The sequence below is a fragment of the Haloechinothrix salitolerans genome (assembly GCF_042662605.1).
GTDB lineage: Bacteria > Actinomycetota > Actinomycetes > Mycobacteriales > Pseudonocardiaceae > Haloechinothrix_A > Haloechinothrix_A salitolerans.
This window is the reverse complement of sequence record NZ_JBHSXX010000001.1, coordinates 1,622,124-1,637,548: the sequence shown is the minus strand read 5'-3', so window position 1 is coordinate 1,637,548 and position 15,425 is coordinate 1,622,124. Positions and strand designations below refer to the sequence as shown.

The window sequence follows — 15,425 nt, the reverse complement described above, 5'->3', positions numbered from 1 at the left end:
ACGGCACCTGGCGGGTTACGCGGTTCGCTGTCGAGGGGGTGGGAACATGCTGAACCGCATCCCGATCGTGGCTCTCTCGGTGTCCACATTGGTTATTGCCGGTACTGGGACAGCGCTTGCGGACGACATTTGGGGCGGAGTCGACTGCAACAAGGTCGAGTACGCGGGCTGTGACCTGCGCGCTGGAAAGAGTGGCCAGCCGGGTCGGTCCTCTTCGTCGTCGCAGTCAGGCGGCAGCGGGCGAGCCGGTGGCTCGAGTGCCGACGGCACTCGAGATCGTTTCCAGGGAGACCGGATCGTGGGTGCTCCGAATCTGGCGAACTGTCGATACGTTCGCAGTGACTACCGGCCTCCTAGTCAGGGAACCACAGCGATTGGCTACCAGCCGCCTGACGACGGTGGAGCGGTCACCGTTGCTCCGGCGGTGTATCAGCCTTCCCAGTCGGACGGGCGGGTCCGGTTCGCCCAGCAACAGGAACAGTCGGGCCGGTCGGGTGCCTGGTATGTGTACCGGTGCTCGGGTGAGGGATGGTCCGACGGGTTGTACCGGCCACCGATCTGGATTCCCGATGGCGCGGCGCCAGCTCCGTCTCCGAGAATGGTGGCGCAGCAGGCGTACGACCAACTGAGATTGCCCTCGCCACAGATCCATGCTTCTCCGGCTGAAACGCAATTGGTGAATCTGCCGACGTGGCTGTGGCTGGACCGCGACCAGTGGCGGTCGCAGACGGCGACCGCGTCCGTGCCGGGTGTCTCAATCACCGCGACCGCGACACCACGGTCGGTGACGTGGTCGATGGGCGATGGGTCAACGGTGAAGTGCCGGGATGCCGGTACCCCGTTCCCGCCGGGCGGTGACTCGGAAGCCGCCAGCCCGGACTGTGGTCACACCTACCGCCAGAGCTCACAAGGACAAACGAACAACACTTATCCGGTCACTGCCACCGTGCACTGGACGGTGCGGTGGTCCGGAGCCAGGCAGGGCGGCACGTTGCCGGGCCTGACCACGACGTCGACGGCGTCGTTCGCGGTGGCGGAGTCGCAGGCGCTCAATAACGCGCCGGGGTAGCGCTCCCGCCACTGCAGACAGAGAAATATCCGACTGGCACAACACCCTGATTTCCTACGCGGGAAAGGGTGCGGGGTACCGCAATGCTGGGAGGCGCTGGATGTCGGCACCCACATCTACTCATGAACCAGACCAGGCAGCACCCGCCGGCGCGCGGTCGTGGGTGGGCCGCACACCCGGGGCATCATCGCGTATCGCCAGCGACCCGCGGCGACGGCGGGTGCCGTATCTGGTGCTCGGGGTGCTGCTGGTCGTGGGCTGCACGGCCGGCTCGGTGATCATCGTCCTGCAGGCCGGCGACCGCGAGCCGATGCTGGCGCTCGCGCGACCGGTCACCGTCGGAGACGTCGTGACGCCGCAGGATCTGCGGCAGGTGCCGCTGTCGGCCGATCCGGGCACGGATGTGATCCCGGCAAGCCAAGCGCAGTCGGTGCTGGGGCAGCCCGTCGCGTACTCGCTGCCTGCGGGCACGCTGCTATCGAGGTCGGCGTTGGGTCGCCCGCAGGTGCCGCCACCGGGTCAGGGCGTTGTGGCGTTGGCGGTCGAAGCGGGCCAGGCGCCACCCAACCTCGCGCCGGGAACGACAGTGACGGTCATCGTCACCCCCGGTACGGGAGCGAGTGCGAGCACCAGCTCGGGGGTGTCCGGTGGTCCGTGGCAGGCGAGCGTGGTCAGCGTGGCGCCGCAGGCCAACGATCAGACGACGGTCGTGTCCGTGCAACTGCCCACGGCGAGTGCCGAGGAGGTCGCCGCGATCCCGCCCGGCCAACTGGCCTTGGTCGCTGTTGCCGCCGGAGGTGCGTGATGCTGATCGGGCTCTGCTCGGTGAAGGGCTCGCCGGGAGTCACGACGGCGACGCTCGCGATGGCCGCGCGCTGGCCTGTCGGCGAGGCGCGGGTGGTCGAGGCCGACCCAGCGGGTGGTGATGTCGCTGCGCGTCACCGGCTGTCGGCGACTCCGGGGTTGGTGTCGCTGGCCGCGGCGGCACGGCGTCAGTCCAGTGCCGGACTACTGGCCGAGCACAGCCAGCGGCTGTCCGGCGATCTGCCGCGCGTGGTGCCGGGACCGGTGGCGGCCGAACAGGCGCGGGCCGCGCTGGGCGTGCTGACCAGTCGAGGTGTGGACGCGATTCGGAGTGCAGCTGGTCCTTCGGATGCGGTGGTGTTGGTCGATGTGGGCCGACTGGACCCGTCGTCTCCGGCGTTGCCGTTGGTGCGTGGGGCGGAGGCGCTGTTGGTGATGGCCCGGCCGCGCGCCGACGAACTGTCCCACGTGGCCGCAGTGGTCAACGAGATTCCGACGTGGACCCGAATCCCGGGACTGGTGCTCGTCGGGGACGGCTACAGCCGTGTCGAGGTCGAGCGGGAGCTGGGCGTGCCGGTAATGGGCACGCTGCCGCAGGACTCTGCGGGCGCCGCCGTGTTGCGCGGAGAGGAGCGAGGGAAACCGCCGATGAAGTCGAACCTGGGGCGCGCTGGCAAACGTCTAGCCCGCACCCTGATGGCCCACGTCGAACCCTCCTCGCCGTCCAGCTCCTCACAACCTGCTGCGGAGTTCGCTGCACCGGTGTCGTCGAACGGAAATGGGGTGCCGTGATGACGACCAATTCTCACCAGCAGAGCATCCCGGCGATGTCTTCGTTCCCGTCGGGACAAGAAGTAGGTCCGGAGCCAGGGCAACCCGCAGGTGCCGGCGGGGAGCATCCGGGCGCTGCTGCGTTGCGCACGCGCCTGCGTCGGGCGGTCTCAGAAGGGCTGGCTGAGCGCATCCGCGAGGATGAACAGCACGGCCGCCCCGCGCTGGGCTATCAGGCGCGGCGCGACCTCGCGGACAAGCTTGCCGCCGATGCCGCCGACGCGTACGCCACCGAGGAACTCGCCCATCCGACGGGCGCCGGATTGCCCCCGGACGACGTTGAGCGTCAGGTGATCGGCGAGGTCCTTGACGAGATCTTCGGCCTTGGCGGCTTCGAACCGCTGCTGGCCAACGAGGACATCGAGACGATCAACGTCAACGGCTGTGATCGGGTGTTCGTTCGCTACGCCAACGGGGAGCGCGCCCAGATGCCGCCGGTGGCCGCCTCAGATGACGAGCTGATCGATCTGGTGCGCTCGCTGGCCGCGCGCGCCGGCGTGGAGGAGCGCCGGTTCGACCGCGGTTCCCCGGGCGTCAACGTTCAACTGCGGGACGGCAGCAGGCTGTTCGCCGCCATGGCGGTGACCGGCCGACCGGCGGTGTCGATCCGTCGGCACCGTTTCTCGCGCGTGACGCTGGAACAGCTACGTCAGCTTGGCACGATCGACGTCGGCTTGGAGGCGTTGCTGTCGGCGCTGGTCCGTGCCCGGTTCAACATGCTGATCGTCGGCGGGACCGCTATCGGCAAGACGACGATGCTGCGTGGACTCGCCTCCGCCATCCCTGCTCACGAGCGATTGATCACCATCGAGGACTCCCTCGAGTTGGGTTTGGATCGCGATCCTGCCCATCCCGACAGCGTCGGGCTACAGGCGCGCGAGCCGAATGTCGAGGGAGAAGGGGCGATCAGCCAGGCCGAACTCGTGCGCTGGGCCCTGCGTATGAGCCCGGACCGAGTCATCGTGGGCGAGGTTCGCGGGTCCGAGCTGATCCCGATGGCCAACGCCATGACCCAGGGAAACGATGGCTCGATGGCGACCGTGCACGCCTCGACTTCGCAGGGCGCGTTTCTGAAGCTGGCCACGTACGCAGCCCAGAGCCCGGAACGGTTGTCGTTGGAGGCGACCAACCTGCTGATCGCCAGCGCGGTGCATGTCGTCATCCACCTTGCTGAGGCCCGCGACGACAAGACCCGCGTGGTCAGCTCGATCCGCGAGGTCGTCGGCGCCGAGGACAAGCATGTCGTCAGCAACGAGGTGTTCCGTCCCGACCTCACCGGTCGTGCCGTTCCCGGGGTGCCGCTGCGCACCGAGACCATCGAGCGACTCGTCGAAGTGGGTTTCGACCCGGACATGCTGGAGCGGCCCGAAGGGTGGTGGAACCCATGAGCGTCTCCACCATGGTGGCGGGGGTGCTTGGGACGGGCTTCGGCCTCGGCGTGCTCCTGCTCATCCGCGGTATGCGTGGCCAGGAGACGACCACACCGGTGGCATCTGGCCGATGGGCGCGGTGGGTCAATCGACTGCGCCATCGAAGCTCCGCACGCGGGATCGCGCTGAGCGTCACGTCGGGCGTGCTGGTTGGTGTGTTCACCGGGTGGGTCGTCGGCGGCGTGCTGAGCGCGCTCGCGGTATGGGCGCTGCCACGAGTACTCGGACATGACACCGAGCAGGCGTACCGAGTCGCGCGGACCGAGGCGATTGCCGTGTGGACCGAGATGCTGCGTGACACGCTCTCGGCCGCAGCCGGACTTGAGCAGGCGATCCACGCCACGGTGGACACGGCTCCAGCGTCAATCCGCGGCGACATCTACGAACTCTCCGTGCGCCTCCAACGAGGCGACCGGCTCGCGGATGCGCTGGATGGACTGGCGGACGATCTGAACGATCCTACCGCCGACCTGGTCGTCAGTGCCCTGATCCTGGCGTCTCAGTACCAAACCAGCCAGCTCTCGGATCTACTGGGCGAGCTGGCCACCGAAGCGCGTGAGCAGGTCTCGATGCGGCTGCGCGTGGACGCTGAGCGGGCGCGCACCCGCACCAGCGTACGCATGATCGTCGCGACGACGCTGTTCTTGGCCGGGGGTCTGGTGGTATTCAACCGGGGCCTTCTGCACCCATACGACAGTGCCTTCGGCCAGCTCATGCTGCTAGTGGTCGGTGGGCTGTTCGCTGCGGCGTTCGCCTGGCTGGCCAAGATCGCGCGGATCGGCGAGCCGGAGCGGTTCCTGACATCTGTCGCTGGCGCAGGGCCGCGTGGAGGACAGGAGATCCAGCTGTGATCACGACCGCGGTGGTGCTGGGAGCCGGTATCGGCCTTGGGCTGTGGGCGCTGCTGATCTGGCTGCTTCCGCCGCGCCCCTCGCTGGCGAGCGCCTTGGCCGCGGTACGGACAGCCCCACAATCGAGGCCCACGATCACGACGGTCGACTCCGGCGGACCGGCGGCGCGATGGGGCCGCCCAGCCGTGCGACCATTACGGACGCTGGGGCTTCCGACCGAGCGGCAGATGCGCGACCTGCGCATCGTCGGAAGATCCTCAGACACGCTGCTGGCGGAGAAGGCCGTGCTGGCCGTTGTCGGCTTGCTGCTGCCCGGACTATCGCAGGCCGGCCTGCTCGCGGCAGGAGTGGTACTGCCATGGCAGGCCCCGGTCGTCGTCGGCATCGCCTGCGCCATCGGCGGCTTCTTCCTCCCGGATCTGGATGTGCGCCAGCAGGCCGCCCGCAAACGCGCCACCTTCCGGCACGCCTTGGGCGCCTATCTGAACCTGGCGCGTGTCTCGCTCGCCGGCGGAGTCGGCGTCGACGGCGCACTCAACGACGCCGCCTCCCTCGGCCAGGGATGGGCTTTCGCCCACCTGCGGCACGCATTGACCACGGCACGGCTGACCCGCACTACTCCGTGGGACACCCTGCGCCAACTCGGTGCGGAGCTGGACATCAGCGAACTGGTCGAGCTGTCCTCATCGATGGCGCTGGCCGGGACCGAGGGCGCCAAGGTCCGCACCTCGTTGGCGCACAAAGCCGCGGCGATGCGGACCCGCGAGCTGACCGCAGCCGAAGGCGAGGCACGGGCCGCGACCGAACGCATGGCCCTTCCAGTGATCTGCCTGGCTGCGGGCTTCCTCGTCTTCATCGGCTACCCGGCCATCAGCATCGCACTCACCTCCTTATAGAGAAGGGATCGGATCAATGCTGACGTACCTCACCGTCATCGTCGCCACAGTCCGCGCCCGCATCAGCCAGATCCGCGCGGATGAGGGTGGCTACTCCACGGAGTTCGTTCTGATCACCGCGCTGGTGGTGGCTGCGGCGCTCACGGTGCTGGGCATCATCACGGCGGCGATCACCCAAAAGGCCAACGAGATCGGGGGCAAGATGTGACCGCGTCGGCGGTATTTCCCCGAGGTGGGCGGCGGCGCTGGTCGCGACGTCTCTGGCGCGATCAGCACGGCATGGTCACCACCGAGTTCGTGCTCGCCGTGCCAGCCTTGCTGTTGCTGCTGCTGGTCATTACCCAGGTCGCGATTTGGACCCATGCCATCCACGTCGCGCAGGCCGCCGCTTCTCAGGCGCTCGCCGTCGCACGGGTGCAAGATGCCAGCGCCGCGGATGGTCAGGCGCGAGCAGGCGCGGTCTTGGCCCAGCTCGGGGGCGGCTCGTTGCGCGACCCGCATGCCGTGGTCACTCGCGGTCCCACACGGTCCACTGTGGAGGTTACGGGTCATGCGGCGCGAGTGGTGCCGTTTCTGGAGCTGTCGGTTCACGCTCGAGCAGTCGGGCCGCGCGAGCGGTTCGTACCCCCGGAGGCAAGCGGGTGAGCACGCTGCTGCGGCGTTTGCGCCAGGATGAGCACGGTTCAGCGGCGACCGAGCTGGTACTGCTGACACCGTTGCTGATCATGTTGCTGCTGTTTGTGGTCTTCTGCGGCAGATTGGCCGATGCTCGCCTGCGCGTTGATGACGCGGCCCACCAGGCCGCTCGGGCGGCGAGTCTGGCGCGCAGCGGCCACCAGGCTGTCACCGATGCCCGGGGAACCGCCCAGGCAGCGTTGAGCCGGGCAGGCGTCACCTGCCGCAGCTTGAGCGTTGACGCCCAGGTCTCCGGCCTACAGCCCGGCAGCACCGTGATCGTCACCGTGAGCTGCGATATCGGATTGTCCGACGTGGCGCTTCTCGGGGTGCCGGGATCGATGACCGCCGACGCCTCGGCTTCCTCCGTGGTGGATCGGTGGCGCGGCGTCGTCGAGGGAGGTGCTGGCTCATGAAGGATATGAGGCGCTCGCTGGCCGCGGACGAGCGAGGCCAGGTGACGGCGTTCGTCGTGATCATCACAGCCGCCTGCCTGTTGGCGGCCGGTCTGGTCCTCGACGGGGGCCTGGCGCTGTCGGCCAAGTCACGGGCCATCGGCCAAGCGCAGGAAGCTGCCCGCGCCGGTGCCCAAGAGCTGGATCTTGCCGCCTATCGCCGTGGCACGGTTCGGCTGAACCCTGCTGCCGCGCGCGCCGCTGCCCAGCGCTATCTGCACTCCGTTGGTGCCAGCGGCACCGTCACCGCCGACGTCAATCTCGTTCGGGTGCGGGTCGATGCGCGTCAACGCACCCAGCTGCTCGGGCTGGTCGGCATCGCCGAGGTGACCGTCTCCGGTCGCGGGCAAGCTCATCCCGACCTCGGCGCGCTGGGAGGCAACGGATGACAAACCTCGGACGCCTCACGGTGGGACTTACCCGGCTGGTCGCGGCGCTGGCGGCCGTGCTCGCGCTCGCCGCGCTGCTGGTGGGCGTGCCCTGGGGCCTGGTTACCTTCATTGGCTGGCCGCTCCCCGACCACATTCCGACTCGCGACGAGATCGAGGCGACGCTGCTCAACCCGCTGTCGGTCACGCTGCTGCTAAAGATCCTGGCTTGCATCGCGTGGCCCACCTGGCTGGTCTTCACCGTCGACGTCGCCCGGTGCGTTCCCGATGCGCTGCGCGGCGTGCGGCCCCCGGCGATCGGCCCGGTGCACGCGGTTGCCGGAGTGCTTGTGGCCTCCGCCGTGCTCGGTCTGCTGCCGCCACACTTCCCCGCGGCAAGCGCAACCCCGCCGCCCGAGCCCACCCTGGTCGCGCCGCAGACCGCTCAGAGTGCATCACCAAACCCGGATGGTCACCACAGCACACCGCGCGCCATCACATCTCGCCAGGACAACACCGTGGTGGTGCGGCCTCCGCACCAGGGCGTGTACGACAGCCTCTGGCGCATCGCCGCGCGCGCTCTCGACGACGGCCGCCGCTGGATCGAGATCTTCCGTCTCAACCGGGGACGTCCTCAACCCGATGGGGGTGCCTTAACCGACCCGCACCTGATCCGTCCGGGCTGGGTGCTGCGCCTGCCCAAGGACTCGACCGCGCGGCCGGACTCCCCACCGCGTCTTGAATCAGCGTTGCCGCACCGCGCTCCCTCATCGCAGTCCGTTCAACCCGCCCCGGAAGTGACGCAGGATCAGGACCACGCGCCCGCGCCGTCCGCCGTCACGACGACCTCGGGCTCCGCGCTCACCCTGTGGAGTGGTGGCCTGGTCGCGGCGACCTTGGCCAGCGCCGTCGCGCTCGCGATGGTCATCCGCCGCCGCAAGCGCATGCGCGCCTATCAACCCGGCAGCGGTGACCGCACACCGCCGCCCCCGCCCACGCCCGCCGTCCACGCGCTGCGCTTGGCCTACGACGCGGACCACCTCGATGACACCGAACCGGGCGCTCCGATGCCTGTCGAGATCGACCTCGACGGCGGCACCGTCGACATCGGCGTTCACGACGAGCGTGTCCGTGCCATCGATGTCGCGGCTGTGAACGGACTCGGGCTGACCGGACCCGGAGCCGAGGCCGCAGCACGCGCGTTGGTGGTGCACGTGCTGGCCAGCACCCGAGCCACCGTCGTTGTTCCGGCCGCCGACGCACGTGCGCTGGTGGGCGAGGACCTGCCCGCGACCGGGCGACTCCACGTCACCGAGGATCTGCCCAGCGCAGCCGCAGCCCTGGCACAACATGTCCCGCCCGATGCACCAGCGCAGGATTCAACCGAGCTGCATGCCGTGCTGGTCGCGCGCATCGAACGCCCGGAGCAGCGGTTGCAGTCGATCCTCGATGCCGGCATCGGCGGTGGGATCGGCGCCATCCTGCTCGGCCATTGGCCCGCTGGAGCCACCGTACGGGTGCATGCTGATGGCATCGTGGCCGCGGCCAGCCCCGCGGTCGACGACCTGCGGGACACGCGCCTGTTCCACATGGACGCCGCCGACACCCGCGATCTGGTGGCACTGCTCGCCGACACGCCCGCGCCGCGGGCACCGGCGTCGAGTTCCACCGAGCCCGGTGACGACGAACTTGGTACCGACGCTGGCGGCCCCGGTAACACGACTCACCCCGAAGCTATCCAGCCGAGCAGCGACAGCCCCGAGGCCGATTCGGTCGACACCGAGGATCCATCCCACCGTCTTCCCGCCGATCCGGCAGACGACGGAACCCATCGCGCGCCTACACCTGATGTGGCAATGCTGGTCGACACGATCGAGCGGATCCGCCAACCCCGCAACCACCCGTGGGCGCTGTCGATCTTCGGTCCCGTGACCCTGACCTGGTATAGCCCTAACGACGAGGGCCACGACGTCACGTCCGCACTGGCACCTAAGCACAAGGCCTTGCTGGTGTTCCTTGCGCTGCACCCCTCCGGCACGACCAGGGACGCTGTCCGTGAAGCGCTCTGGCCCGACGCGCGAGGACGCCGACCGTTCAATGCCTTCTACGCGTCGCTGTCGCAGATGCGCAAGGCGTTCGCCACAGCGACCGACGACCAGGCGGCTGATCCCATCTCCCAGCACGACGAGCACGTCGCGCTCGACCCGGACATTATCGAGGTCGACTACTGGCAACTCCACGAGGCCGAACACGAGCGGCGCACCGCGGCCACCGACGAAGATCGCCTAGCGGCCTGGTCTCGGATCGCCGCGGTCTACCGTGGCGAGATCGCCGACGGCATGTCCGCGCTCTGGCTCGAAGGCCCGCGCGAGGCCGCTCACCGCTGCGTCGTGGATGCCTTGGCTGGCATGGCCGCCCACTATCGCGGCCGGGATCCGCATCGTCAGCTACAGCTCCTCGAACACGCCAGGCTGCTCAACCCGGAGAACGAGGACATCTACCGGGACATCATGCGAGTGCAGGCCGAACTCGGGTTCACCGACGCCATCGCGCGTACCGTCCAATTGCTGACTACGAGCCTCGCCGAGATCGGCGAGCGTCCCGATCCCAGCACGCTGACGCTGGCCAGAGCCCTGCAGGAACGCCAGCACCGAATGGCCGGCTAACAGCTGGCGACCCACCTGCCTCCGGGCAACCGAGAGGGTCAAACCTCCTCATCATGGCGCAGGTCGTGTTCCCGCGTGACGCGTCGCCGTCGAATCCGCTCGATCAACTCCTGATGGCTAGCAATCCATTCCGCAGGGCGCTGCGCCCGCTCCTCCAAGAACTCCCGTAAGACCGGCGTCACCTCGTACCAGACCGCTTTCGGCACAGCGGAATTGTCTTCATGCCGCAGGACCAACTCGTCCCGCTCCATGCGGGTCAACGTCTGGGACAGACTCTGTTTCGTCAGTGGACTCGTCTTGCCTGACCATCGGTGCTGCGTGCTGCTGTCACGGATTTCCTTCCACAGGTCCAGAAAACGCTGGGAGCCGCCCCACAGCGCCACGACGATCTCCGGCACCCATTCACCCTGCTGCCAATTCACGGCATCGAACCAGCACAGCACCTCGTCGGCGCTCATCGCCATGCCTGATGCCCTCCCCGTATGCTCCCCAATAGTCGTGTAAGGCGAGGCGACTTCGTGTCCACTCGCGCAGCAGTCAGTGTGACCCCGGACCCTCCATCGTCGTTCCTATGCCGACGGAGAGCCGGTTGAGACGCGCAATGCACACCTGGCGAGTGTCCAAGTCCACCTGATCAGGGCAATAGCGGATCGATCAAAGGTGACTGCGAGTGATCAGCTTACTGATCGTCTCGCTCATGTTCGTACTCATCTGCCTGCTCACTTACCGGTTAATCAGGAAGCCTCCGAGTCGGGCGTTGTCGCAGGCCAACGCTTCGCTGCCCCTTCTCAAAGTCCCCAAGCCTCGGTACCGCGCGGGAACCGGGTGACGACTGGGAGGGAGAAGGGTGGAGAAGTGGAGCGATGGGACGAGTTCGGGAGCTGGGTGGGAATTATTACGACAAGAAAATCGCTTGTCATAACCTCGTTCCAACGGTGGATTCATTAGCATTCTTCGTCGACGGTTCGATTCGATAACGAGCATGATCTAGACAATTCTTCCGCATCGCCGTTTCCGCTGGTCAACACCCGATCGAATGGCTCAAGGTCAGCGCCGAAAAATCGGCTCGAAAATTTGCCGAGAGCTGTTGTTTCGCCTCCGGCGCCGGCGTTACGGTAGAAGCATCGGAACACAGAGAAACCACCTCGAATAGTTCCGACACGAAAGAACATAGTGCGGGTAGGGATTGGCACCCCGTTATTCCCGCAGCCGTAAGCCTCGAAAGGGATTCTCATGACGTCTGTGTGTGTTGAAGCGTGGGCGCACGGCGACGGCTGGCTGTCCGCAGACACGCAAGAGTGGATCAACGACCGCGGCGAGTTCGCCGACGATCTCACCGACGACTTGCGCGAGTGGATGGACGCGAACGGCCACGACCAGCCCCACGATGACGTGATCGTCGCCTGGATCACTGATCGAACGGGCGAGCCTCCCGTCGGACTCCACGGCGACGGGGAACTCTGGCACCACAACTTGGTCAACTTCTCCGACCATCTCATTGATGATCTCGGCTTCGTGGTCCTGTCGGCGCCAGAGCTCGGCGACCTGGCGATCATCGTGAGTGATCACCTCGGCCTGTACGTCGCGCCGACGGTCTATCGCTCCACCGTGGACGCGTTAGAAGACTGGGCCGACTACTCCAACGCCACGGGCGAATGCGTCAACGGCCACCGGTGGTTCACCTACGACACCGTGCACCTGCACGCGTGGGACGGCTCGGATTTGACCAGGTATCGCGTGCCTGATCTGGTGCGTGTGCCGTTCGACGACCGTGACCGCGCCTATGTGTCCTGCCCGGCCTGCGGCAAGGCCCTGCGGTTCACCTGCCCGTCCTGACCCCTCCGCGGCGCCCGGCCGCGCCCCTCCCGCGTGCTGCGGCCGGGCGCGCGTCCCCTCCACTCGTTCATCCCGCTCTTGCCTCATGGAGGTGTGCTGTGTTCGTGCTGTCCGTCAACGGCGAGATGATCTCCACCGACTTTGATGACGACTCCTCGGTCATCACCTTCGAGAACGGCGACGACACCGAATGGCGGTGCGCCGCCTGCGGCGAGTCCCTGACCGAGGACACCGGCGGCTACGCCGACGAATCCGACTCGCTGGTCTGCGACGCCTACGACCCGTACGACGATCCCACGATTGACGACATCGAGAGTGCGCCGGACTTCCGCGAGGGTCCGCACCACCCGCAACGAGTGCCGCTGTCGTGGGCCAACTCCGCCGCGATCCACACCGACCCCGACGAGGACTCGATCACGGTCACGATGTCCGTCGGTGATCCGCGCGGCGCGTTCGCCTTCACCCTGCGCCGCGTTCCCGACCACGCCGTCACGAACGCCGGTCGGCTGATCATGCACACCCCGTACCCGGGTGAGGCGCTGCCGCATGCCGACCTGACCGAGGCCCACACCGGCACCTATTGGGTCGGCTGAACCCGAGCAGAAGGGGCGCCCGGCCCCGGGCGCCCCTTCGAACTCCCGTTTACACACCGCTTTCCCAGGGAGGAGGTATCCACCATGACGACCACCACCGCAACCACCGCAACCACCGCGACCACGGCGCCGACGTTGGAGTGCCACACCGACCGCGCGACACTTGTAAACGCCTTGACCACGGTCGGCGTGGGCTTGCCGCGTCGCCCGGCCGTGCCGACGTTGGGTGGCGTGCTGCTGGACGGGCGAGACGGTGACCTGACGCTGACCGCAACCGACTTGGACACCGTCGCGTCCGTGCGGGTGTCCGGCGCTGTACGCACTCCCGGCCGGGTGCTGATCGACCATCGCGAAGCAACGAACTTGCTTGCCGCGCTCGCGAAGGGTGCGCGCAAGCGCGACGCCGACCAGATGCCGGTCGCCGTGCGCGCCACCGATGACGGCATGGCAGTGCTCGAGGTCGACGGCTACAGCATGCCCGTCACCGCCTATCCGGCCAAGGACTTCCCGGCGCTGCCGTATGTCCCGCCAACCGTCACTGAGGTTGACCGCGAACAACTCAGCCGCGACGCGCGCCGTGTGCTTGTCGCCACGGGTGACGACGGCACGGTTCCGATGGTCACGGGCGTGCACATGCAGGTCACTCCCGGCGCGCTCACACTTGCGGGCACCGACCGCTACCGGCCGGCCGTTGCACAGTTGGCGGCAACCACGGCGACCGAGGAACGCTCGACGCTGTTTCCGGTCGCGTGCTCTCGGCCGCGCTCAAGCATGCGAAGGGCGACCGGGTGCGGCTGGGGTTCGGTCACGACGCGGCCGGCGACTGGGTGTCGCTGACCTGCGGCGACATGACCGTGATCACACGCCCAGTGGAAGCGACGTTTCCCGACCACGAACGGCTGGTTCCGAAGGTGGCCGTCGCCGCTCGGGCCGACCGGGACACGCTCGCGCAGGCCACGGCGCGCTCCGCTGCGGCAGTGGAGGCCAAGAAACACGCCGTCCCGCACCGCGACGGATCGGGCACGCCGCTACAGGTGACGATGAGCATCGATCCCGCGGGCTCGGTGTCCATTGCGCCCGTGCTAGGCGAACACGCCGACGCGGTGTCCGCGCCCGCCCACGCCGCCGAGGTTCGCGGCGCCGCCGAACCCATGAACGTGCTGTTCAACGCGGCGTACCTGCGCGACGCGCTGAACACTATCGCTGGCGAGACGGTGACCATTCAACTGGCCACTCCCACCCGCGCCGTGGTGTTCACCGGGGCCAACGAAGACGCCTACCGGCACCTGCTGATGCTCGTCCGCTCCCCGCAGCCCTGATCTGTAGTGGTCCCGGGAGCGGACAACGCCCCTGCCGGGACCACCGATCAAGGGAGTCGCACGACCTCTTACCCCTGTCCGCTGTGGTCACCGTTCCGCCCCAGCGGTGACCACACCCGCCACTGTCCTGAACGGAGTGAAGAACCTTGTCGGGATTCGTCCTGCTGATCACTGACCTGCCGTCCCTGCATCACGAGATCGCGCAACACCTACGTGGAGTGCGTCTGGCCACGCGTACACCAGACCAGCTCAACCGGGATGACTGGGACCGAGCCGCGCTGGTGTTCGTCGACGCGCAGGCCGCGCCACTGCTACGCTCGCGACCCCATCCGCTGCCGCGCCGCGACGGCATCACCCTCCTGGCCGACCCCGAGGACGCGGATGAGCCGGACCTATACCGGCACGCAATCGCCCTTGGCGCGGCGCACCTGGTCACCGTCCCGGACGGCACGGGCGTACTGCGACAGCAAATACTCACGCTCGCGGTGAACCCGCCGCTGGTGGTCGCAGTGCTCGACCCCGAACCGTCGGGCGAGCTGGGCACACACATCGTGGGCGGACTCGCCGCGGCCGGAACGGCCACCGGCCAAGACGTCGCCGTGATCGACGCGCGCCCTCACGATCCCGGCCTGCGCCAAACTCTTCAACGCGGCGGATCTCCGGACCGCCTGGGGCACGTGCGCGAACTCGCGGCCGGGGACGGAGGACCGCCCTCGTACGAAGCGGTGCGGCAGGCAAGGACCGCGCTCGCCGAGCGACACGCGGTGACGCTGGTGCACCTGGACCCACACCAGCCCGACACCACCGCCCTGCTGCGCGGCACCGACCTGGTCATCTTCCCTGTGAGCACAGGGTTGGTGAGCGCACCGACCACCAGGACGGTGTTCGCAGCCGCTCGCAGCGCCACGCCACACGTCCACGTACACGTCGTCGGACACGACCTCGACGCCGAGGTGATCGACGCGGTCGCCGACGGCATCGGAGCCGGCTACCCAAGCATCACCGGAGCCGCCGTGCCCGCCGAGCACGCGGACGCCCAGTTCACCGGCGCCCACCATCACCGACCGCTGTGGGACGTGGTCACCCAATACCGGCCGCGCACCGCGCAGACAACGACACCGAGCTGACAGCACCGGAACAACAACCGCACAGCGAGCGGCAACGGGACCGCGCGCCAGATCAGTGAGCTACCCTGGCCATGCCGCCCTTCGGGGTGGCAGCCCTTTCAAGGGCTTACGGCAGGCTGGCGGACCGTGCCAACACCCCTTCCGGGGGGTGGGTCCGCCGGCCCTTTCACTGTCTGGCCTCCCCCGCCGCACGGCTTCCGGTGCCCTCGCGTGTCTCCCCAGGAGGTCACTGATGAAAACCGATTGCGAACGCCCATATCGGAACATGATCACCAGCGCCGGAGCAGCGCGCCACATGCACCTGGAAGCCCCGGCATGGCACGTCCGCCAGCTGGCTACCGAACTGGCCAACGCCGTGTTCGATCTTGACGCCCGCATGCGCGCCGGCCTGACCCCACCCCGCGCCTGGACGCCCACCGCGCCCTACGGCGACCAGCGCAAGACGCCCAGGTCAGAAAGCAGCGACAACGCAGACGGCAAATGACCGCTCGGCGGGCACACCAGC

At 68.0% G+C, this 15,425-nt stretch carries 18 protein-coding genes; 17 read left to right on the top strand and 1 reads right to left on the bottom strand.

The annotated features are described in order from the left end of the window. The first annotated feature begins 676 nt into the window (after positions 1–676). The 11 genes from ACFQGD_RS07615 (at position 677) to ACFQGD_RS07565 (ending at position 10,045) form a co-directional block, all read left to right on the top strand. Complete coding sequence (locus ACFQGD_RS07615; RefSeq protein ID WP_345401338.1) at positions 677–1,069, top strand: hypothetical protein; 393 nt, start codon at positions 677–679, stop codon at positions 1,067–1,069. A gap of 100 nt (positions 1,070–1,169) precedes the next feature. Beyond that, positions 1,170–1,874: a hypothetical protein gene (locus tag ACFQGD_RS07610; protein WP_345401335.1), complete on the top strand. Its 705-nt coding sequence runs from the start codon at positions 1,170–1,172 to the stop codon at positions 1,872–1,874. Beyond that, positions 1,874–2,665 (top strand): chromosome partitioning protein, encoded by a 792-nt coding sequence (locus ACFQGD_RS07605; RefSeq protein ID WP_345401332.1) that lies wholly within the window; start codon positions 1,874–1,876, stop codon positions 2,663–2,665. Before ACFQGD_RS07610 ends, ACFQGD_RS07605 begins: the two co-directional genes overlap by 1 nt. Continuing rightward, positions 2,665–4,092: a CpaF family protein gene (locus ACFQGD_RS07600; protein WP_345401329.1), complete on the top strand. Its 1,428-nt coding sequence runs from the start codon at positions 2,665–2,667 to the stop codon at positions 4,090–4,092. The genes ACFQGD_RS07605 and ACFQGD_RS07600 overlap by 1 nt, the downstream gene beginning before the upstream one ends. Beyond that, complete coding sequence (locus ACFQGD_RS07595) at positions 4,089–4,985, top strand: type II secretion system F family protein (RefSeq protein WP_345401327.1); 897 nt, start codon at positions 4,089–4,091, stop codon at positions 4,983–4,985. The genes ACFQGD_RS07600 and ACFQGD_RS07595 overlap by 4 nt, the downstream gene beginning before the upstream one ends. Further along, complete coding sequence (locus ACFQGD_RS07590; RefSeq protein ID WP_345401324.1) at positions 4,982–5,881, top strand: type II secretion system F family protein; 900 nt, start codon at positions 4,982–4,984, stop codon at positions 5,879–5,881. Before ACFQGD_RS07595 ends, ACFQGD_RS07590 begins: the two co-directional genes overlap by 4 nt. 16 nt (positions 5,882–5,897) lie before the next feature. Further along, complete coding sequence (locus tag ACFQGD_RS07585) at positions 5,898–6,089, top strand: hypothetical protein (protein WP_345401321.1); 192 nt, start codon at positions 5,898–5,900, stop codon at positions 6,087–6,089. Positions 6,090–6,160: 71 nt separating this feature from the next. Continuing rightward, positions 6,161–6,526, top strand: coding sequence for a TadE/TadG family type IV pilus assembly protein (locus tag ACFQGD_RS07580; RefSeq protein WP_345401318.1), 366 nt, complete (start codon positions 6,161–6,163; stop codon positions 6,524–6,526). Beyond that, complete coding sequence (locus ACFQGD_RS07575) at positions 6,523–6,972, top strand: TadE/TadG family type IV pilus assembly protein (protein WP_345401315.1); 450 nt, start codon at positions 6,523–6,525, stop codon at positions 6,970–6,972. The genes ACFQGD_RS07580 and ACFQGD_RS07575 overlap by 4 nt, the downstream gene beginning before the upstream one ends. After that, positions 6,969–7,400 carry a TadE/TadG family type IV pilus assembly protein gene (locus ACFQGD_RS07570; protein ID WP_345401312.1) on the top strand — a complete coding sequence of 144 codons (432 nt, stop codon included), beginning with the start codon at positions 6,969–6,971 and terminating at the stop codon, positions 7,398–7,400. Before ACFQGD_RS07575 ends, ACFQGD_RS07570 begins: the two co-directional genes overlap by 4 nt. Then, positions 7,397–10,045: a hypothetical protein gene (locus tag ACFQGD_RS07565; RefSeq protein ID WP_345401309.1), complete on the top strand. Its 2,649-nt coding sequence runs from the start codon at positions 7,397–7,399 to the stop codon at positions 10,043–10,045. Before ACFQGD_RS07570 ends, ACFQGD_RS07565 begins: the two co-directional genes overlap by 4 nt. A gap of 38 nt (positions 10,046–10,083) precedes the next feature. Here the strand turns inward: ACFQGD_RS07565 and ACFQGD_RS07560 are convergent, their stop codons facing one another. Then, the gene (locus ACFQGD_RS07560) at positions 10,084–10,509 is read right to left on the bottom strand and encodes a hypothetical protein (RefSeq protein ID WP_345401306.1); all 426 of its coding nucleotides are present in this window, start codon (positions 10,507–10,509) and stop codon (positions 10,084–10,086) included. A gap of 769 nt (positions 10,510–11,278) precedes the next feature. Between ACFQGD_RS07560 and ACFQGD_RS07555 the strand changes: the two genes are divergently transcribed. The 6 genes from ACFQGD_RS07555 (at position 11,279) to ACFQGD_RS07530 (ending at position 15,404) form a co-directional block, all read left to right on the top strand. Beyond that, entirely contained in the window at positions 11,279–11,881 is a 603-nt protein-coding gene (locus ACFQGD_RS07555) for a hypothetical protein (protein WP_345401303.1), read from the top strand. Positions 11,882–11,979: 98 nt separating this feature from the next. Next, entirely contained in the window at positions 11,980–12,474 is a 495-nt protein-coding gene (locus ACFQGD_RS07550) for a hypothetical protein (protein ID WP_345401300.1), read from the top strand. Between the two features lie 84 nt (positions 12,475–12,558). Continuing rightward, positions 12,559–13,311, top strand: a complete 753-nt coding sequence (locus tag ACFQGD_RS07545; RefSeq protein WP_345401297.1) for a DNA polymerase III subunit beta — start codon at positions 12,559–12,561, stop codon at positions 13,309–13,311. Further along, complete coding sequence (locus ACFQGD_RS07540; RefSeq protein ID WP_345401294.1) at positions 13,263–13,793, top strand: hypothetical protein; 531 nt, start codon at positions 13,263–13,265, stop codon at positions 13,791–13,793. Before ACFQGD_RS07545 ends, ACFQGD_RS07540 begins: the two co-directional genes overlap by 49 nt. A gap of 146 nt (positions 13,794–13,939) precedes the next feature. Then, a complete protein-coding gene (locus ACFQGD_RS07535; protein ID WP_345401291.1) occupies positions 13,940–14,920 on the top strand; it encodes a hypothetical protein in 981 nt (326 codons plus the stop codon). Between the two features lie 232 nt (positions 14,921–15,152). After that, a complete protein-coding gene (locus ACFQGD_RS07530; protein WP_345401288.1) occupies positions 15,153–15,404 on the top strand; it encodes a hypothetical protein in 252 nt (83 codons plus the stop codon). Positions 15,405–15,425: the final 21 nt, after the last annotated feature.